Genomic DNA, 17,621 nt, shown 5'->3' with positions numbered 1-17,621 from the left:
AACATGGGGGGTTGTGCGTCGTCAAGGCTTGCGCCCCCGCAAAATCCACAGGATGAAATCGGGCAATGATCCGTACCCGTTTCGCTCCCAGTCCCAATGGCCTGCTCCATTTTGGGCATGCCTATGCTGCCGTGGTTGCGCATGATCTGGCCCGCGCGCGCGGCGGCGAGTTTCTGGTGCGGATCGAAGATATCGATGGCACCCGCAGCCGCACCGAACTGGTGCCCGAAATTCTGGCCGATCTGGAATGGTTAGGGCTGACCTGGGATGGGCCAGTAGTGTTTCAATCCGCGCGGCTCGACACTTATGCCATGGCCGGTCAGCGCCTGATCGATCTGGGACTGCTCTATCCCTGCTCCTGCACTCGCCGCGAAGTGGCCGATGCTGCGCGTGACCAAGGGCCGGACGGGCCGATCTATCCGGGCACCTGCCGCGGTCGCCACGCCGCTCAGGCGAATGAGGTGGCCTGGCGGCTCGACATGGCCAGGGCCTTCGATCTAGTCGGGCCGATCAGCTGGGAGGATGAATTGGCCGGGCCGCAGCGCTGCTCGCCCGAACAGTTCGGCGATGTCGTATTGCTGCGTCGTGATGCGCCGGCCAGTTATCACCTGGCTGCAACGCTGGACGATGCGGCGGACGGAATCACTACGATCACGCGCGGGCAGGACCTGTTTGCCGCCAGTCAAGTCCACCGCCTGCTGCAGGCACTGCTGGGACTGCCGGTACCGGTCTGGCATCACCATCCGCTGCTGGTCGAAGCGGACGGACGCAAGCTGGCCAAGCGGCGCGGATCACCCGCCTTGGCCGATTTGCGTCGCACGGGACAGGACGGGAGGGCCCTGGCAAACGAACTGCGCGCCGGCCGCCTGCCCGCTGGCCTTTCGTTGGGCAACGGAGTAGAACCGGCCGCATGAGCACAATTCTGATCCCTGTCCTGATCATCGCCATGATCATGGTCGTCGTCAGCCTGGGGCGCGGCATCGCGGCCTTCATGCAAAGCACCCGCGAGGACCTTGAACGCCCGGACAGTGTCGGCCCCAGCGAAATGCAGCTCAAGCAGAACAAGATGATGATGCAACGCATCCTGTGGCAGGGCGGCGCGGTAATGCTTGTCGCACTGCTGCTTTTCGCTAACCGCTGATCCGATGGTCAAGCTCAACAAGATCTACACCCGCACGGGTGACGACGGCACGACCGGACTGGTCGATGGCAGTCGCTGCCCCAAGCATGCCGCGCGGATGGAAGCGATTGGTGCGGTCGACGAAGCAAACAGCGCTTTGGGCAGCGTTGTGTGCGTTTTGGACGGTTCTCAACACCGTTCAGCGCTGGTGCGGATCCAGAACGATCTGTTCGATCTTGGCGCCGATCTGGCCACCCCGGGTGAGGACTTTTCGCCCGGCGAAATGGCCCTGCGGATCGTTGCAGAGCAAGTCGCCTGGCTCGAGGGCGAGATTGACCGGGCCAATGCCCCGTTGCCTCCGCTGACCAGCTTCATCCTGCCCGGAGGCAACGAATCCGCGACCCGCACCCACATTGCCCGCGCGACGACCCGCCGTGCCGAACGCGCGATGACCCTTCTCGCCGCGCAGGAACCCGTCAATCCTGCGGCTTTGGCCTATATCAACCGGTTGTCCGACTACCTGTTCGTCCTGTCCCGCGCCCTCAATTTCGAAGGTGCCAGCGAAGTACTGTGGGTGCCCGGCCAGAATCGCTAGCCAAGCGCAGATTCCTTGGCTAGGCAGCCAATCTTGCTGCACTTGCGAAGGGTTTTGAGATGCGGACAGTGGCGGTTATCGGTGCGGGCCAGATGGGTTCGGGCATCAGCCAGCAAGTAGCGCAGTGCGGCATCAAGGTGTTGCTATCGGACGTCGATGTTGCCCTGGCCGAAAAGGCAAAAGCCAATATCGACAAGGCTTTGACCCGCTTGGTCAGCCGAGAAAAGCTGACCCCGGCAGAGGCCGAAGCGGCTCTCGCGCGGATTACGCCGGTGGGTGACTATGCCTCGTTCACCGAAGCCGACCTGATCATCGAAGCGGCGACCGAAAAAGAAGAAATCAAGCGCAAGATTTTTGAAGCGGCGGGCAAGGTGCTGCGCGACGATGCGATTATGGCATCGAACACCAGCTCGATCCCGATCACCCGCATGGCGACCAGCTCGCCTGACCCCAAGCGCTTCATCGGGCTGCATTTTTTCAATCCCGTTCCGGTGATGGGGCTGATTGAAGTGATCCCCGGGCTGGCAACCAGCCCTGAAACCGTCGCCCGCACCCGCGCCTTTGCCGAAAGCCTGGGCAAGCAGGTGGTCCAGGCCGAGGATGAGCCCGGCTTCGTCGTCAACCGCATCCTGCTGCCGATGATCAACGAAGCGGTGTTCGTGTTGGGCCAGGGTACCGCCAGCATCGCCGATATCGACAAAGGCTGCCGACTGGGCCTTAACCACCCGATGGGGCCGCTGGAACTGGCTGATTTCGTGGGGCTCGACACCTGTCTCGATATCGTCAAGGTGCTCTATAACACCACTGGTGACAGCAAATACCGGCCTGCTCCCTGGCTCATATCGCCTTTCAACACATTGAGCAGCTGCGGCAATTCATCGATCGACGTCCGGCGCAGGAACCGGCCGATCCGGGTCACGCGATCATCGTCACGCCGCGCCGATTGCGCCCCGTCCGCATCGGCAAGCACTTGCCGCATCGACCTGAATTTGTAGATCGGGAAGAACTGGTTGTTACGCCCGACCCGGCGCTGGGTAAACAGGGCCGGACCGCCATCTTCAAGATGGACTAGCGCTGCAATCACCAGCAACGGCAATCCCAGCACCAGCAAGGCGGGGATGGTAATGGCCAGGTCCAGAGCGCGCTTGAATAGCCGCGCGCGCAGCCCCAGCGGGCCTGATGCCACCACCAGAGTGCCGACATCGGCTTCGCGGCTGGTGCCAAGGATGCCAAGCGTGGCCACTTCCTCATCAACGATTTCCCCGCGCATCTGTCCGCCTTTGAGCACCATGGCCCAGACCCAGCGCCGTTCGGGCGGGCAGCTGACAACAACCCGGTCCATATTGCGGATCACAGTCGCAAAACGATCCAGCATGTGAGGATCATCCAAAGCTGGCGAGATGCAGGCTGCCTGGGCATTGATACGGTAACTGTCCGGCAGTTCGACGGCGGGTCCACCATCATCAATCACCAGCAGGTTGATCGCACGCGGCCCTACGTTGCGCCGGGTGAACGCCCCCAGGTTCAAGCGGATAGTAACGGCCAGCAGCACCGCCACAATCAATCCGCTGGCGAAACCGAAACGCGACACGAACAGGCTTGATCGGGCAAGGAACATGACGACGATCAACAGCAGGACAGCCAGCGCAAGCGCCACCAGGGCCCGCTGGAGGCCACGCGGCGGCCAGACCAGTGAATCCACCGAATACGTCCGGTTCAGCAAGGCAATCGTCCAGAACAGTGGCAGCAATAATTGCGCCGCGCCCCAAACCGACGGTTCAAACGGATCGCCCAGATAAAGATAGGCCGCGAGCATGAATCCCGCGAGCACGGCCGCACCATCGAGCAGCACCAAAAGCAGATAAAGGCGCAGCCTGCGCCGCTCTAGCGAGGGCGCCAAGGCCTGTGATGGCCCCGGTTTGGCTGATTTTCGAGATTCAGTCATTTTCCTAGAGACTAACCCAACCGGTTGCGACCCCGGTAGGTTCACCTAACAACAATGTGTGCGGCGCGGAATGCCTAATTGCGTTTCATCGCTGCGCGCGTGATTTCGGACAGTCCCTGCGCCAAAAGCAATTCGGCCTGTTGACTGTTGCCAAGCAAGGCCCGGTGCAACGCAATCAGCCGATCCACCAACCGCGCAAGCCGGGGGCCGCGCCATTTTCTGAGCTGGGTACTGATGTCGCGCTTGTCCTTCCAGAAAATCCGGCGCGCGGCGGATTCGCTTTCAATCAGGGCGTCAATATCGCCGCGCGGACCAACCTTTGCCGCCAGCGCCGCCAATTGCGCCGCACGGCGTTCGATCGCCAGCAGCACACCAACCGGATTAAGGCCCAACTCGCGCATCCGCCGCAATTCGCGCGGGAGCTTGGTTACTTCGCCGCCCAGCACGACATTGACGATCGGCGAAAGTCCGTCCTCTTCAGTCCGTGCGCCGACCGCGTCGAGCGCGGCAGCATCGGCACTGCGAGGGGATTGAGGATCCGCATCCAGGTAGAGTGCCAGTTTGGTCACTTCCGATTGCGCCAGGCGCAAGTCAAGCGAGACCCCGCGGGCAATCCGTTCGGCCAGTTCGCCGCTCAGCCGCACCCCGGCGGCATCGGCCAGATCCCGCACGGTGCCGGAAAACTGGCGCATATCCGGTGGATAGAACATCGCCATCAGCGCATCGGGGCGGTTGGCCAGCAACTTCGCCGTGCGTGACTTGTCGGTCGCACTGGTGGCGACAATCAGCACCGGGCAAGCCTCGGCATCTCCGCTCAGCAGGATCTCGACAGCATCGTGCGCTTCATCGCCATTGGCGCGGACATAGATATGGCGCTTATCGCCGAACAACGAAGTTGAGCGCGCTTCATCCCCCAGCCGCACCGGATCGCGCTTAAGATCGGCCCCGGTCAGTTCGACCCGCTCGCCAGCATCGGGGAGCAGTGCCACAATCTGCTGCGCTGCATCGGCCGCCCCGGATTCATCCGGGCCACAAAAGAAGAAAACGGTCGCATCGCGCGCAAAGCGCTGCGCCTGCCCGCGAAAGTCCTTTTGAGTAGCCTTCACTGCGCCTTGGCCGGACCGCTGCGTAAATGCAGCGAGACACGAGTGATGATCCGGTCTGCCACTTGCTTGGCAAGGTTTTCCAGCGCGGTGCGCTCCGCCGCGATCGTGGCATATTCGGATGACACCACGTCGATCCCCGCATCCGATCCTGCAGTGGCGTCAATCACGATCTCACCGCTGGCAAGATCGACCAACTGATAGCGTGCGCGCAAGGTGCGGCGTTCGCGTCCGATGGTATCGTCCGAAAGCAGACCGAGCCCTTCAAGCTTGTCATCCAGCCGGACATCAAGCCGGAAGCGCGCTGAAGCTTGTCCGCCCGCACCCAGCCGGTCGACCAGCGCGTTGCGGACCAGCCAGCCAGCCTTGCCTTCGATTGCCGGAACCTCGACCGCAGCCAGCCCTTGCGCGACCGCGCCATTGGCCCCGCCCGCATACATCGGCTGGAGCCCGCAAGCCGCGAGCGCCATGGGCAACAGCAAGGCGGCTAGCCGCTTCATGCCACCAGATTGACCAGCCGGTCGGGCACCACGATCACCTTTTTGACTGCCTTGCCATCAAGCGCACGCTGGACCTTCTCGCTGGCGAGCGCAAGCGCCTCCAGTTCCTCACGCGGCAAGCCTTTGGCGACGGTCAAGGTATCGCGCAGCTTGCCCAGCACCTGGATCGCCACGGTCACCTCATCCTCGACCAGCAGCGCCGGATCGACCGGCGGCCAAGCCGCTTCGGCGATCAGGCCGTCAGCGCCAATCGCCGCCCAGGCTTCTTCAGCCAGGTGCGGCATCATCGGCGCGACCAGCAGCAGCACGGTGCGGATCGCGGCGCTGCGGCTGGCGGACGGGGCAGACTTCTCGGTTGCATTGGTCAGCTCGTAAATCCGCGCCACGGCCTTGTTGAAGCCCAGCGCGGCGATGTCATCGGCAACGGCGGCGACGGTCTGGTCGCGTTTGCGATCGAGCGCCTTGTCCTCGCCAGTGGCGGCGGCATCGTACTGACCGAACAGCCGCCACAAGCGCTGGACGAACCGGGCACAGCCCTCAAGCCCGGCCACCGACCAAGGCAGGTCGCGTTCGGGCGGGCTGTCCGACAGCATGAACCAGCGGATCGCATCGGCACCGAAAGTCGTGATGAACTCGTCAGGATCGACGACGTTCTTCTTGCTTTTCGACATCTTGATCACCCGGCCAACCTCGACCGGCTGGCCATCGGCCCTGAGCGTGGCTCCGTTGCCGCCACGTTCGACTTCGCCCGGACCGAACCAGATCGGGGCACCGTTGACAGGATCGACGCGCGAATAGGTTTCGTGCGTGACCATCCCTTGTGTGAACAGACTGGCGAACGGCTCTTTCACATCGATCAGCCCGATATGGGCCAGCGCGCGGGTCCAGAAGCGGGCGTAGAGCAAGTGCAGGATCGCATGCTCAATCCCGCCGATGTATTGTTCCACCGGCAGCCACTTGGCGATCACCGCCGGATCGAACGGGCGGTCCCCCGGCTGGCTGGCAAAGCGCAGGAAATACCACGAACTATCGACGAAGGTGTCGAGCGTATCGGTCTCGCGCTCGGCCGGTTTGCCGCACTTGGGGCAAGCGACATGTTTCCACGTGGCATGGCGCAGCAGCGGGTTGCCAGGCGTGTCAAAGCTGACATCGTCCGGCAGCACCACCGGCAACTGGTCTTTGGGCACAGGGACCACGCCGCAGCTATCGCAGTGGATGAACGGGATCGGCGTGCCCCAATAACGCTGACGGCTGACGCCCCAGTCGCGCAGGCGGTACTGCGTTTCGCCCTGGCCCCAGCCATCGTGCTGCGCTTTGGCGATCACTGCCGCCTTGGCTTCATCGATGGTCATTCCGTCGAGCCATTCGGAATTCACGATCCGGCCCGGGCCGGTATAGGCCTCGTCGCTGGCGAAGGTTGCATCGGTCTCATCGCCGTCGGCCACCACCCGGGTCACCGGCAGTTCGTATTTCCGCGCGAAATCGAGATCGCGCTGGTCATGCGCCGGGCAGCCGAACACCGCCCCGGTGCCGTAATCCATCAGCACGAAATTGGCGACATAGACCGGCAGGTGCCACGCCTTCTTGAGCGGGTGCTCCACCGAATAGCCGGTGTTGAAACCCAGCTTGTCCGCCGTTTCCAGCTCTGCCGCGGTGGTTCCACCGCGTTTGCATTCGGCGATGAAGTTCTGCAGTTCGGGCAGGTTTTCAGCCATTTGCTGGGCAAAGGGATGGTCCGCCGCGATCGCGACAAAGCTCGCCCCGAACATGGTATCGGGCCGGGTGGTATAGACCTCGATCCCGTCTTCGCTGTCGACGAAGTTGAACTTGCAGCGCAGGCCTTGCGATTTGCCGATCCAGTTTTCCTGCATCAGCCGGACCTTTTCGGGCCAGTTCTTCAGCTCGCCCAGCCCGCTCAGCAGATCGTCCGCGAACTGCGTGATCTTGAGGAACCACTGGTTGAGCTTGCGCTTTTCGACCAGCGCACCGCTGCGCCAGCCGCGTCCGTCGATCACCTGTTCATTGGCCAGCACGGTCATATCGACCGGGTCCCAGTTGACCGCCGATTCCTTGCGGTAGATCAGCCCTGCTTCGTAAAGATCGAGGAACAGCGCCTGTTCCTGCCCGTAATAGTCAGGCTCACAGGTTGCCAGCTCGCGGCTCCAGTCAAGCGCGAAGCCCAGACGCTTGAGCTGCGCCTTCATGTTGGCAATGTTGTCGCGGGTCCAGCCGCCGGGGTGGACGCTTTTTTCCATCGCGGCATTTTCGGCCGGCATGCCGAACGCGTCCCAGCCCATCGGGTGCAGCACTTCATAGCCCTGCATCCGCTTGGCGCGGGCCAGCACATCACCCATGGTGTAGTTGCGGACATGGCCGATATGGATGCGCCCCGATGGGTAGGGGAACATCTCCAGCACGTAGGAACGGGGCTTGGCCGAATTGTCATCGGCCTTGAAGCTCTGCCGTTCGTCCCACACGCGCTGCCAGCGCGGATCGGCGCTGGACGGATCGAAGCGTTCTGTAGTCATGACGGCCCCTCTAGCCGCCCCTCGCGGCTTGTCGAGGGGTTCCGTTACTTGATAGCGCCGTTGCGCAGATCGCGGGCCTTGGTCAGGATCACGTCTTCAAGCTTCTGCACGGTCGCGGCCTGGACCGCTGCGTCCTGCCACACGCCGTTTTGCGAAACCTGACGGCTGGCGGCGACGCGCAGAGCATCGGCGCGCAGGTCCTGATCAAGGATCGTGACCGTCACTTTCATCCGCTCACCCGGGTTGTTCGGGTTGGCGTACCAATCGGTGACGATCACGCCGCCGTTCGAATCAGTTTGCAGCAGCGGCATGAAGCTCAGCGCTTCAAGGCTGGCGCGCCACAGATAGCTGTTGACGCCGATCGTGGTCACACGGCTGGCGGCAAGGTCTGCCTTGGGGTGCTTCTTGCCGCCGCAGCTGACCAGCGCGAGCGCGGCCATGGCGACAAGGCCAGCCCGGCCGAGCATACGAAAGTTGGAAGGGCGCTTGATCATGCTGGCAGTCATTGCGTTGGTCCGGATCCTTTGGTTCGCGTGCCTCTATAGCCGAGGCGGGGCGCGCGGCAAGAGCGCAGCGCCGTGCCTTCCACTAACGCGATCCGGCACTGAATGCCCGCTGAACGCGCGTTAAGCTGCAATTCAGTGGGCTTAATGCAGAAAAGGCTTGGATTCGGACGGCAAAGGCGGGACAACCGGCACATCATGGCAACCACGGGCATCACGGCACCAGGCGCACGGCGCAGCGGCAGCACTGCCGCCGTGCTGTTGAGCTGTGCCGTCGGTATGCTTGCCTTGCCCAGCGCGGTACTGGCACTGTCCAACCGGGATGATCAGCGCCCGCTTGGCCCTGATGGGGTGTCTGGGCAAAGCAGCTTCCAGCCCGCCATGGTCGATCCCAGGCTGGCTCGCTCGATCACGGTGCGCGCCTTGTCCAAGGGTCAGCTGTTCCGCTTTACCCCCGCAGCCTCGCCCAACCGGCTGGACCGATCGGTGACGGTTGCGGTGCGGTTTGATCAGTTCCACCCGATCGTGGTGCGCGGATCGCAGCAGGGCGGCGAAGGATTGGGCGAAGGCCTGTTGCGGATCGCCCCTACGGCCTACAGCCTGGGCGCGGCGCGCGGTTACAAGAGTTTCGCGCAAAGCGGCGCTCCGGAAATCCGCAAGATCGACATGCCCGATCTTGCCAGCTTCCAACCAACGGCTGGCCAGGGCAGCGATCCTTCGCGGTTCGCCACGCGAATCTCGCTCGACGAACGGCAGAAATCCGGCCGTTCACCCCGCACCTTTGAACAGAGCGATCAGTCCGTAGATCTTGGCGGATCTTACCGTTTGACGCGCAACATCAATGTCACCGCCGGGGTGCGTGTCACTTCTGATCGTGACCGGCTCAAACCGCTGACCGACAGCCGCCAGGATAACCAGGCGGTCTATGTCGGCACTCAATTCAAGTTCTGATCGCCCTTTACGTATGCAACCTGCTTGCGGGTTGTCGCTGCGCTGCATAGTCTTGCCCTTACGGAATCCTCCTGATGGAAAGGCAGACCATGGCACGAGTGGCAATTGTAACCGGCGGCACACGCGGAATCGGAGCGGCGATCTGCAACCGGCTGCATAAGCAGGGTCACACCGTGATCGCCAACTATGCCGGGAATGAGGAAAAGGCCCGTGCTTTTACCCAGGCCACCGGGATCCCCGCAATCCGCTGGGACGTAGGCGATCACGAAGCCTGCATCCACAATTGCAACGATATTGCCGCCGAATATGGTCCGATCGACATCGTCATCAACAACGCCGGGGTCACCCGCGACGGTGTGCTCCACAAGATGAGCTTTGATGACTGGAATGACGTGATGCGAATCAACCTGGGCGGTTGCTTCAACATGGCCAAGGCGACCTTCCCCGGCATGCGGGAACGCGGCTGGGGGCGGATCGTCAACATCGGCTCGATCAATGGCCAGGCCGGGCAGTACGGCCAGGTCAACTATGCTGCTGCCAAAAGCGGGATCCACGGTTTTACCAAGGCACTGGCCCAGGAAGGGGCCAAATTCGGCGTCACCGTCAACGCGATCGCGCCGGGCTATATCGATACCGACATGGTGGCAGCGGTGCCTGCCCCGGTGCTGGAAAAGATCGTCGCCAAGATCCCGGTTGGCCGGCTGGGCATGGCCGAGGAAATCGCCCGTGGGGTCGCCTTCCTGACCAGCGAAAACGGCGGCTTCATGACCGGTTCGACCATGAGCATCAACGGCGGTCAGCACATGTATTGAGTCCGCGATTCGCCGACCGGACCGACTGTGCGCTGAAAGGTGTCTGAAAGGCGCACAAGGCGGCCCAGTCGGCGCTGAACGTCATTCAGCAGCGCCATACGGCGTGTTGAATGGAGTCAATTGTTCCGAATATATGATGTATTTTCAGAACTTTAAGCAACCAAACGGTCAGTTCGCACGGCGCTAAGCCCATTGCCGGACCGTTTTAACGCGGCCCGGCAATGTAGGAAAACCGTTTCGTCGTGGAATGCCGGGACCGCTTAGTCCAGCATCAGTCCAACCACCCGCCAGCCGCCACCTTCATAGGCCAGCGCCAAGGTTTCGACCGCCTCGCGCCCCTGCGCAAAGTGGCTACGGAACCGGACGTTATAGACCCCGTCGGGCGGTGCCGGGCTGAAATCGGCCGTGATCAGTTCGCGGGTCAAGGCCGGCCCCAGCGTCCCGTGCGCACCCTGCGCGGCGGCGGTCCACCCCGCCAGCGTGTTGGCTTGCCGAAACTTGCTGCCGGTTGCGGCATAGCTTGCCTGCCAGTCCTTCGCATCAACCAGCGCAAGGAACCGCCGCGCCGCCTGTTCGGACCCCTGCTGCGCCTGGTCGGCGACCACGGGCCCATCCTTGACCGCGCCCGCCGGACCGGCAGTGCCGCCCATCAGCGCCGCAGCTGCGTAAATCGCCATTGCTATGCTCATTGCCAAACCTCCGATGATCCAGCCGGTCCGGCGAGACTTGCCGCGACCTTCCACTGGCTGATCGTCAAACTGGCCCGCCGCAGCAATCGCCGCAGCCCCGATTGGTTTGTCCCCCAACAATTGGGGGTCCGCCTGCTCGGCTTCGTGCAGCAGGCGCGCCGCCTCGCGGCTGCTCGATGTGGCCAGCTTGCGCCGCGCATCGCGCAGCCGTTCGTGGATCGTATGAACCGACAGGCCCAGGTGCCGCGCCATGCTTTTGGCATCATGCCCGCCGACCAGCAGGCGCAGGGCCTGCTTTTCCTTTTCGGTCAGAGTGTCGATCGCGCCGCTCATGCCCCCCGGTTTAGGTTGCGGCGATATTGCAGGCCACCCCGAATTATTCGTATCACCCCCGTTATGACCACCCCGTTCCACCCTCCGGTCAAACGCTCGGTCGAGATCGCCGGTCACAAGACCTCGATCAGTCTTGAGCCGTTGTTCTGGGAACTGCTGAAGCAGGCCGCCGCAGCCGAGGCGCTGCCGATCAACGCATTGGTCGCCCGGATCGACGCTGAGCGCATTCAGGCCCCGGTCCCACCAGGACTGGCCGGGGCGGTCAGAGTGTGGCTGGTCGGGTGGCTGGCAGCGCGGCTGGGGTGAACGCCCGGATCATCACCCTGGCCATCCAGGGCTAACGCGGCGGGAACCGTTTGCGCGGCGTCGGGGCCGGCCCGTTTCGGCCGCGCCACAGCGCCCGGATCTGCGATAGCACAGAAGACACCGCAGCCATGGCGGCGCGCAGCTCAGTTCGCCGGGGCGGCGCGGGCGTGGTTTGCGCACCCGCTTCACCGGGCAGATCCGCCTGCACCGGCGGCACCCCGGCGGGATCCTTGGCAGCCATCGTCGGTTCTGGAACAGCAAACTCCTGCGCAGACCAGCCCCGCTCCGGTTCAAGCGGGCCAAGTGTCAGCCGCTTGAGCCAGTCATCCGCATCAAGGTTTACCGGCACCGGCTCGGCATCGGCCGTTGCATCAACTGGCGGTTCCGGAGAGACCGGCAGGCTTGGCGCGAAGGCATCGCACTCGTCCGGCAGCTTGACCGGATGCTTCTTGACCAGCAGCGGGCTGGCCCCGGACAAGCCGGGAACGGGCGGTTCGGCATGGTCCTCAGCCGGAACCGGCTGGTCCTGCTCCGCCGTCTCGTCATTGCTGCGCAGCCGGGCAATGCGGCTCGCCATTTCATCGGCATCTTCCTCAAGCACCAGCACGGCCCGCTTCTTTGCGCGCGGAATGCCGGTCATCAGCAGGCTGCTGTAACGGCAGGCGGGTGCGCCCTGGCTGATGTCCTCGGGCATCACCGGAACGGCGGGAGAGGCATCTTCGAACCATTCGGGTGTCGCGGGCGGCGCTTCAACCGGCATACCGGCCACCGGCGCATCGAAAAAGGGATAGACCCCGCTGCTGCCAGACATGACGCACAGGGGGCGCGGCAGGCCATGCTGGTCGATCTGCTCACTCACCGCCTGGACCAGAAGCGCGGACAGCAGACATGCCCCCAGCGATCCCGCCCGCAGGCCGTCTTCATCCGGACTGTCGGATCCCAGCAGCACTTCTTCCAGATCGGTCAGCGCGGTGTGGAGATCATCGATCCCGCCAACCGACAAGGCCGTATCGGTTGCTTCGCAATCGTCACCCCAGGTGCAGCCATAGGACGAATAGCCATCCAGCAGATCGTCGCGCGTGCTTTCCGAAAAGGGAAAGGCCGCATCGGTGAAATAGCGGGTTTCGAGATAGGGCGACAAGTGGCCCGCGGCATCGCGCGGACGCGGTTCCTCTCCCGGCCAGCCAAACGCAATCGAAATTGCGGTAATCGGGCTGCCTGGCCGGTCATAACGCCGAATCGATTCGTCCAGCGCTTCCCAGCCGCTCAATACAAAGTCGCTCGTTTCGACCGTCAGGAAGCGTTCCGGCAGGATCTTGCCCGGCCCCGCATAGGGCGCAAGCAAGCGCCGCAACCGCTCAATCGCGACACTCGCCTGTTTTTCGCGCAGTCGGTTCTCGATCGCCCGGCGAAAATCTTCTTCGTTCAATCGATCGATGACAATGCTGGTCACGCGCATATCCTGAAGCTGGCGTAGCGCCGACTCTGTGCCGCAATGGTTGATTTGGGGTTACGATGGGGGCGGAATTTTCCGCCTTTTCGCCCGGCCTTCAGAAGGACTGAGGGCAGCCTTGACAATTGCCTCTTTCCGCACCACTGTATTAATACAACAATACAGGCAAAACATCATGCTGAGCTTGCTGACCGCGATTCTGATGGCCGCCCAGCCCGCTGCCGCCGCGCCACTTGATGCCGCTCCACAAATCCGGCTGGATGGGGATTTGCGTTGCCTGCTGGGGGTCTATGCACTGCCGGGCGGCCAGGCCGTAACCATCACCGGAACCGATGGTGCGCCGCGCGCGTTGAGCTTTGCCTTTTCGACCGGACGGTTCGGTGCATTGAACGAAACGGCCAAGGGGCGGTTCACGGCGGATGATCTGACAATCGAATTTGCGCCGTGCAAATCGGGCACCCTCAAGCTTCAGCAGGGCCAGACACTTCAGCGCGGAACCCGTTTGCGGCTGATCGAACGCATGACAACCTTTTCCAGCGGCGGAACTTCGCTGCACGGCAAGCTGATCATGCCTGCCACGGGTCAGGCGCGGGCGGCGGCGGTGTGGATCGAAGGTTCCAACAATGACCCGTCGACTGATGACGCGGTCTGGCCCTATGAACTGGCGCGGCGCGGCGTCGCGGCTTTCGTTTATGACAAACGCGGCACCGGCGCATCAAAGGGCGCGCCAAGTTCGGATTTTCATGTCCGCGCACAAGACACCGCGGCTGCGGTGAAGGAAATGCGACGGCTGGCTCCGCAGATCCGGCGGATTGGCGTGATTGGCGGCAGCCAGGGCGGGTGGGTTGCACCGCTGGCCGCGACCATGGCTCCGCTGGACTTCGTGATCCCCGCCTTTGCCATGGCGGAAGGCCCGATCGCCCAGGACCGCGAACTGGTGATGCAGCAATTGCGCGACGGCGGTTTCGATGGAACGGCCCAGGCCCAGGCCCGTGAACTCACCGCGATCACCGAACGGATCGTGCGTACGAACATGCGCGAAGGACTGGACGAACTGGATGCCTTCAAGGCCGCCCATGCCGCCGCCCCCTGGCTCAAGGCAATCCAGCCGCGCTCATATACCGGCCTGTTCCTGCTGTTCCCCTCTGCCGTGATCAAGACCAACGGCCCGGCCATGGCCCAAGGGCTAAGCTTCGATTTCGAGCCGCGCCCAGTGATCGAGGCGATCAAGGCCCGGCAGCTCTGGTTGCTGGGCGGCAGTGATCGGCAGGCCCCCAACACGGGCACCCAGGTGATCCTGAAGCAGATCCAGCAACAACGCCGTGATCTGGCGGTGGTGGTCTTCCCCAAAGCCGATCACGGATTGATCGAGCCGGCTTCGGGCAATGCAGGCGCGGCGAAGGTTTATTCGGCCGGGCAGTTCGATATTGCCGCGAACTGGATCAAGTCTGGCACTTTGCCCGGTGCAGGCCAATTCATCCTATTGCCAGTGGCCGACTGAGCGAACCCGGATCAATCCCCGCCAACCCGCTCGATCTGCGCGCCCACCAGCGCCAGCTTTTCCTCCAGCCGCTCATACCCGCGATCAAGGTGGTAGAGGCGGTGGACCTGGGTTTCGCCCTGGGCCGCCAGCCCGGCGATCACCAGGCTCATCGAGGCGCGCAGGTCGGTGGCCATCACTTCGGCGCCGGTCAGTTGCTTGACCCCATGAACAATCGCGGTGCGGCCCTTGGTTTCAATATGCGCGCCCATACGGCTGAGTTCGGGGACGTGCATGTAGCGGTTTTCGAAGATCGTCTCGGTCAGCACCGAGCTGCCTTCGGCCAGGCACAGCATCGCCATCAGCTGCGCCTGCATGTCTGTGGCGAAACCGGGGTACGGCGCGGTCGAGAGGGTCACTGCTTTCATCGGCCCTTGCGCCGCGACATAGAGCCCGCCGTCACGCGGTTCGACGAAGACATTGGCGTCGCGCAGCGCCTGCACCGTGGCGTCCATTTCATCGACCACGGCGTGTTTCAGGAACACATCGCCCCCGGTGATCGCGGCGGCGCAGGCATAGGATCCGGCTTCGATCCTGTCGCTCATCACCCGGTAGGTCGCGCCGTGCAGGCGGGGGACGCCGTGGATGGTGATGTCACTGGTGCCGATCCCTTCGATCTGCGCCCCCATCGCCACCAGCAGGCGGCACAGATCGACAATTTCCGGCTCGCGCGCAGCGTTGTGCAGCACGGTCTTGCCGGTGCACAGCACAGCGGCCATCAGCGCATTCTCGGTCGCGCCGACCGAAACCACCGGGAAGGCATAGCGCCCGCCGGGCAGCCCGCCATCGGGCGCAATCGCTTTCACATAGCCCGCCGCCAGTTCGATCGTCGCGCCCATCGCTTCGAGCACTTTGAGGTGCAGGTCGATCGGGCGGTTACCGATGGCACAGCCGCCGGGCAGCGAAACCGTTGCTTCCCCCATCCGCGCCAGCATCGGGCCCAGCACCAGGATCGAGGCGCGCATCTTGCGAACCAGTTCATAAGGCGCGACCGAGCTGGTGATGCGGGTCGCTTCCAGCGTCATTACCCGGCCGAAATCTTCAGGCCGGCTGCCCGCGATCGCGGTTGAAACGCCAAACTGGTTCATCAGGTGCTGGAACCCGTCGATATCCGCCAGCCGCGGCAGATTGCGCAGGGTCAGCGGCTCCTCGGTCAGCAGCGCGCAGGGCAACAGGGTCAGCGCCGCGTTTTTGGCGCCGGAAATCGGGATGGTGCCGGACAGCTTCTTGCCGCCCTCGATGATGATCTTGTCCATGGCACCGATTTAGACGGATTTGCGGGGGCGGCAAGCGCCGTGCATCCCTATGCACAGCAAGGTTGCATTGACGCCGGGCTTGCCCTTAACGCTGCTGCAACACGAACCCGCTAAAGGCCCCGCCATGACCAACGCTGCACCCCGCAAGCCAATCCGCAAGGCCGTGTTCCCCGTGGCCGGCATGGGCACCCGCTTTCTCCCCGCGACCAAGGCAATCCCCAAGGAAATGCTGCCGGTGATCGACCGCCCGCTGATCCAGTACGCGGTGGACGAAGCGCGCGAGGCGGGGATCGAACAGCTGATCTTCGTGACCGGCCGCGGCAAGACCGCGATTGTCGAACATTTCGACATGGCGTTCGAGCTGGAAACCACCATGAAAGAGCGTGACAAGACGCTCGAAGTGCTGGAACCCACCCGGATCCAGCCTGGCAACCTGGTCACCGTGCGCCAGCAGGTGCCGCTGGGCCTGGGCCACGCGATCTGGTGCGCGCGGGCGATTGTCGGGGATGAACCCTTCGCGATCTTCCTGCCCGACGAACTGATGATCGCCAACAAGGGCTCTACCGGCTGCATGAAGCAGATGGTCGAGGCCTATAACGAAGTGGGCGGCAATCTGATTTCGGTGCTGGAAGTGCCGGAAGAGGAAGTGTCCTCTTATGGCGTGATCGCCCCCGGCGCCCGGCATCTGGGCAGTGGGGGCGCCCTGACCGAAGTAACCGGGCTGGTCGAAAAGCCCAAGCGCGAAGCAGCGCCCAGCAACCTGATCATCTCGGGCCGCTACATCCTTCAGCCCGAAGTGATGCGGGTGCTCGAAGGGCAAGGCAAGGGCGCAGGCGGAGAAATCCAGCTGACCGACGCGATGGCGCGGATGATCGGACAGCAGCCGTTCCACGCGGTGACTTTCGCGGGCAAGCGCTATGACTGCGGCAGCAAGACCGGCATGGTCGAAGCAACCCTCGCCCTCGCCCTCGAACGCGAGGACATGGCCGAGGACGTCCGCGCCATCGCCATGCGGCTGCTCGGGCTCAGCTGACCCCTTGCCCCGCCGCCCTCGACCTCTAAGGTAGCCACAACGACTGCCGGAGAGGACCAGATGGCCGCCTTGGAATACACCGCCCACGATCACGTGGCGACGATCACGCTCAACCGTCCGGAGCGGCTCAACACCATCAGCCGCGCGATGCTGGACGAGCTTTGCGCCGCCCTGACCCGCGCCAACGAAGACCCAGAGGTCCGCGTCGTCGTGCTCACCGGCACCGGCCGCGCCTTCTGCGCCGGGCTTGACCTCAACGAAGCGGCCAGCGGCACCGGGATCGGCACCGGCAGCAGCTTCGCCGCCACGCTGGACCTGCGCAACACCCCGCCCACGGTGCTGCATGAAATCGACAAGCCGGTGATTTGCGCGCTCAATGGTTCGGCGGCGGGCTATGGCATGGACCTGGCGCTCGGCTGCGATATCCGGATCATGGCCGAAGATGCCAAATTGGCCCCGGCTTTCGTCAAGCGCGGAGTGGTTCCCGAAAGCGGGGGAACCTGGTTCCTGCCCCGGATGATCGGCTGGGCCAAGGCGAGCGAGATCATCTTCACCGGCCGCACTCTCAGCGCTGCCGAATGCCTGGCCGAAGGGCTGGTCAATCGGACCGTCCCCAGCGCCCAGGTTCAGGCCGAAGCCATGCACATGGCCGCCGAAATTGCCGCCAATGCCCCGCTTGCGGTCACTTCGGCCAAGCGGATGATGCGGATGGGGCTGGAGGAAAGCTTTCCTACCCACGTCCAGCACGTCTACCTGCAATTGCTGCCGCTGTTTGCCAGCGAAGACTTTCAGGAAGGCATCAAGAGCTTCCTGGAAAAGCGCCCGGCGCAGTTTTCCGGGCGTTAGCGCGCCCGCCCCGCGCGAGGTGACACAGCGGGTGACAAGGTGACACAAAGGTGACAGATCGGGCCAACCTGTAACCCTGATTTACCGCTTAAATACCAAACACTTAAG

Annotated in this window: 17 protein-coding genes and 1 pseudogene; 10 read left to right on the top strand and 8 right to left on the bottom strand. The window is 63.4% G+C overall.

Going from position 1 to position 17,621, the window contains the following annotated elements; genetic code table 11:
• Positions 1 to 65: 65 nt before the first annotated feature.
• The 4 genes from gluQRS to MNBBLIKP_RS15535 are packed head-to-tail and all read left to right on the top strand — an operon-like array spanning position 66 to position 2,710.
• Positions 66 to 914 (top strand): tRNA glutamyl-Q(34) synthetase GluQRS, encoded by an 849-nt coding sequence (gene gluQRS / locus MNBBLIKP_RS15550; protein ID WP_088311177.1) that lies wholly within the window; start codon positions 66 to 68, stop codon positions 912 to 914.
• On the top strand, positions 911 to 1,141 hold the full coding sequence (locus tag MNBBLIKP_RS15545) for a twin transmembrane helix small protein (protein WP_088311176.1): 231 nt from the start codon (positions 911 to 913) through the stop codon (positions 1,139 to 1,141). Before gluQRS ends, MNBBLIKP_RS15545 begins: the two co-directional genes overlap by 4 nt.
• A 4-nt stretch (positions 1,142 to 1,145) precedes the next feature.
• A complete protein-coding gene (locus tag MNBBLIKP_RS15540; protein ID WP_088311175.1) occupies positions 1,146 to 1,715 on the top strand; it encodes a cob(I)yrinic acid a,c-diamide adenosyltransferase in 570 nt (189 codons plus the stop codon).
• Positions 1,716 to 1,774: 59 nt separating this feature from the next.
• On the top strand, positions 1,775 to 2,710 hold the full coding sequence (locus MNBBLIKP_RS15535) for a 3-hydroxyacyl-CoA dehydrogenase family protein (protein ID WP_088311174.1): 936 nt from the start codon (positions 1,775 to 1,777) through the stop codon (positions 2,708 to 2,710).
• Here the strand turns inward: MNBBLIKP_RS15535 and MNBBLIKP_RS18340 are convergent.
• The 5 genes and pseudogenes from MNBBLIKP_RS18340 to MNBBLIKP_RS15510 form a co-directional block, all read right to left on the bottom strand.
• Positions 2,611 to 2,985: pseudogene (locus tag MNBBLIKP_RS18340) on the bottom strand (sugar transferase); the annotation flags it as partial. The gene MNBBLIKP_RS15535 and the pseudogene MNBBLIKP_RS18340 overlap by 100 nt on opposite strands.
• A gap of 749 nt (positions 2,986 to 3,734) precedes the next feature.
• Entirely contained in the window at positions 3,735 to 4,766 is a 1,032-nt protein-coding gene (gene holA, locus MNBBLIKP_RS15525) for a DNA polymerase III subunit delta (RefSeq protein WP_088311172.1), read from the bottom strand.
• Entirely contained in the window at positions 4,763 to 5,263 is a 501-nt protein-coding gene (lptE, locus tag MNBBLIKP_RS15520) for an LPS assembly lipoprotein LptE (protein ID WP_088311171.1), read from the bottom strand. Before lptE ends, holA begins: the two co-directional genes overlap by 4 nt.
• Positions 5,260 to 7,791: a leucine--tRNA ligase gene (gene leuS, locus MNBBLIKP_RS15515; RefSeq protein WP_088311170.1), complete on the bottom strand. Its 2,532-nt coding sequence runs from the start codon at positions 7,789 to 7,791 to the stop codon at positions 5,260 to 5,262. Before leuS ends, lptE begins: the two co-directional genes overlap by 4 nt.
• Before the next feature lie 44 nt (positions 7,792 to 7,835).
• Positions 7,836 to 8,258 (bottom strand): DUF3576 domain-containing protein, encoded by a 423-nt coding sequence (locus MNBBLIKP_RS15510; protein WP_441339287.1) that lies wholly within the window; start codon positions 8,256 to 8,258, stop codon positions 7,836 to 7,838.
• A 234-nt stretch (positions 8,259 to 8,492) separates the two neighbouring features.
• Between MNBBLIKP_RS15510 and MNBBLIKP_RS15505 the strand changes: the two genes are divergently transcribed.
• Both MNBBLIKP_RS15505 and phbB read left to right on the top strand, forming a co-directional pair.
• A complete protein-coding gene (locus MNBBLIKP_RS15505) occupies positions 8,493 to 9,245 on the top strand; it encodes a hypothetical protein (RefSeq protein ID WP_176399800.1) in 753 nt (250 codons plus the stop codon).
• Between the two features lie 89 nt (positions 9,246 to 9,334).
• Positions 9,335 to 10,057 carry an acetoacetyl-CoA reductase gene (gene phbB / locus MNBBLIKP_RS15500; RefSeq protein WP_088311199.1) on the top strand — a complete coding sequence of 241 codons (723 nt, stop codon included), beginning with the start codon at positions 9,335 to 9,337 and terminating at the stop codon, positions 10,055 to 10,057.
• Positions 10,058 to 10,317: 260 nt separating this feature from the next.
• Here phbB and MNBBLIKP_RS15495 read toward each other — a convergent pair whose 3' ends face one another.
• Positions 10,318 to 11,079 (bottom strand): helix-turn-helix domain-containing protein, encoded by a 762-nt coding sequence (locus MNBBLIKP_RS15495; protein ID WP_088311169.1) that lies wholly within the window; start codon positions 11,077 to 11,079, stop codon positions 10,318 to 10,320.
• A 63-nt stretch (positions 11,080 to 11,142) separates the two neighbouring features.
• On the opposite strand from MNBBLIKP_RS15495, the gene MNBBLIKP_RS15490 reads away from it, so the two are divergent.
• On the top strand, positions 11,143 to 11,385 hold the full coding sequence (locus tag MNBBLIKP_RS15490) for a ribbon-helix-helix domain-containing protein (RefSeq protein WP_176399799.1): 243 nt from the start codon (positions 11,143 to 11,145) through the stop codon (positions 11,383 to 11,385).
• Between the two features lie 31 nt (positions 11,386 to 11,416).
• Here the strand turns inward: MNBBLIKP_RS15490 and MNBBLIKP_RS15485 are convergent, their stop codons facing one another.
• Positions 11,417 to 12,838: a hypothetical protein gene (locus tag MNBBLIKP_RS15485; protein WP_140420628.1), complete on the bottom strand. Its 1,422-nt coding sequence runs from the start codon at positions 12,836 to 12,838 to the stop codon at positions 11,417 to 11,419.
• Between the two features lie 175 nt (positions 12,839 to 13,013).
• Between MNBBLIKP_RS15485 and MNBBLIKP_RS15480 the strand changes: the two genes are divergently transcribed.
• A complete protein-coding gene (locus tag MNBBLIKP_RS15480; protein WP_088311167.1) occupies positions 13,014 to 14,339 on the top strand; it encodes an alpha/beta hydrolase family protein in 1,326 nt (441 codons plus the stop codon).
• A gap of 11 nt (positions 14,340 to 14,350) precedes the next feature.
• Here MNBBLIKP_RS15480 and murA read toward each other — a convergent pair whose 3' ends face one another.
• Positions 14,351 to 15,634 (bottom strand): UDP-N-acetylglucosamine 1-carboxyvinyltransferase, encoded by a 1,284-nt coding sequence (gene murA, locus MNBBLIKP_RS15475; RefSeq protein ID WP_088311166.1) that lies wholly within the window; start codon positions 15,632 to 15,634, stop codon positions 14,351 to 14,353.
• Between the two features lie 124 nt (positions 15,635 to 15,758).
• Between murA and galU the strand changes: the two genes are divergently transcribed.
• Both galU and MNBBLIKP_RS15465 read left to right on the top strand, forming a co-directional pair.
• Entirely contained in the window at positions 15,759 to 16,667 is a 909-nt protein-coding gene (galU, locus tag MNBBLIKP_RS15470; RefSeq protein WP_088311197.1) for a UTP--glucose-1-phosphate uridylyltransferase GalU, read from the top strand.
• A gap of 60 nt (positions 16,668 to 16,727) precedes the next feature.
• A complete protein-coding gene (locus MNBBLIKP_RS15465; protein WP_088311165.1) occupies positions 16,728 to 17,513 on the top strand; it encodes an enoyl-CoA hydratase/isomerase family protein in 786 nt (261 codons plus the stop codon).
• Positions 17,514 to 17,621 lie beyond the last annotated feature (108 nt).

It is taken from the genome of Novosphingobium sp. B 225, assembly GCF_002198665.1.
Classification (GTDB): domain Bacteria; phylum Pseudomonadota; class Alphaproteobacteria; order Sphingomonadales; family Sphingomonadaceae; genus Novosphingobium.
This window is presented reverse-complemented; position numbering and strand designations above follow the sequence as displayed.

Bases quoted from the DNA above. Each gene is read 5' to 3' on its own strand.
- gluQRS (WP_088311177.1), top strand. From the start codon at position 66: ATGATCCGTACCCGTTTCGCTCCCAGTCCCAATGGCCTGCTCCATTTT.
- MNBBLIKP_RS15545 (WP_088311176.1), top strand. From the start codon at position 911: ATGAGCACAATTCTGATCCCTGTCCTGATCATCGCCATGATCATGGTC.
- MNBBLIKP_RS15540 (WP_088311175.1), top strand. From the start codon at position 1,146: ATGGTCAAGCTCAACAAGATCTACACCCGCACGGGTGACGACGGCACG.
- MNBBLIKP_RS15535 (WP_088311174.1), top strand. From the start codon at position 1,775: ATGCGGACAGTGGCGGTTATCGGTGCGGGCCAGATGGGTTCGGGCATC.
- lptE (WP_088311171.1), bottom strand. From the start codon at position 5,263: ATGAAGCGGCTAGCCGCCTTGCTGTTGCCCATGGCGCTCGCGGCTTGC.
- leuS (WP_088311170.1), bottom strand. From the start codon at position 7,791: ATGACTACAGAACGCTTCGATCCGTCCAGCGCCGATCCGCGCTGGCAG.
- MNBBLIKP_RS15510 (WP_441339287.1), bottom strand. From the start codon at position 8,258: ATGCTCGGCCGGGCTGGCCTTGTCGCCATGGCCGCGCTCGCGCTGGTC.
- MNBBLIKP_RS15505 (WP_176399800.1), top strand. From the start codon at position 8,493: ATGGCAACCACGGGCATCACGGCACCAGGCGCACGGCGCAGCGGCAGC.
- phbB (WP_088311199.1), top strand. From the start codon at position 9,335: ATGGCACGAGTGGCAATTGTAACCGGCGGCACACGCGGAATCGGAGCG.
- MNBBLIKP_RS15495 (WP_088311169.1), bottom strand. From the start codon at position 11,079: ATGAGCGGCGCGATCGACACTCTGACCGAAAAGGAAAAGCAGGCCCTG.
- MNBBLIKP_RS15490 (WP_176399799.1), top strand. From the start codon at position 11,143: ATGACCACCCCGTTCCACCCTCCGGTCAAACGCTCGGTCGAGATCGCC.
- MNBBLIKP_RS15480 (WP_088311167.1), top strand. From the start codon at position 13,014: ATGCTGAGCTTGCTGACCGCGATTCTGATGGCCGCCCAGCCCGCTGCC.
- murA (WP_088311166.1), bottom strand. From the start codon at position 15,634: ATGGACAAGATCATCATCGAGGGCGGCAAGAAGCTGTCCGGCACCATC.
- galU (WP_088311197.1), top strand. From the start codon at position 15,759: ATGACCAACGCTGCACCCCGCAAGCCAATCCGCAAGGCCGTGTTCCCC.
- MNBBLIKP_RS15465 (WP_088311165.1), top strand. From the start codon at position 16,728: ATGGCCGCCTTGGAATACACCGCCCACGATCACGTGGCGACGATCACG.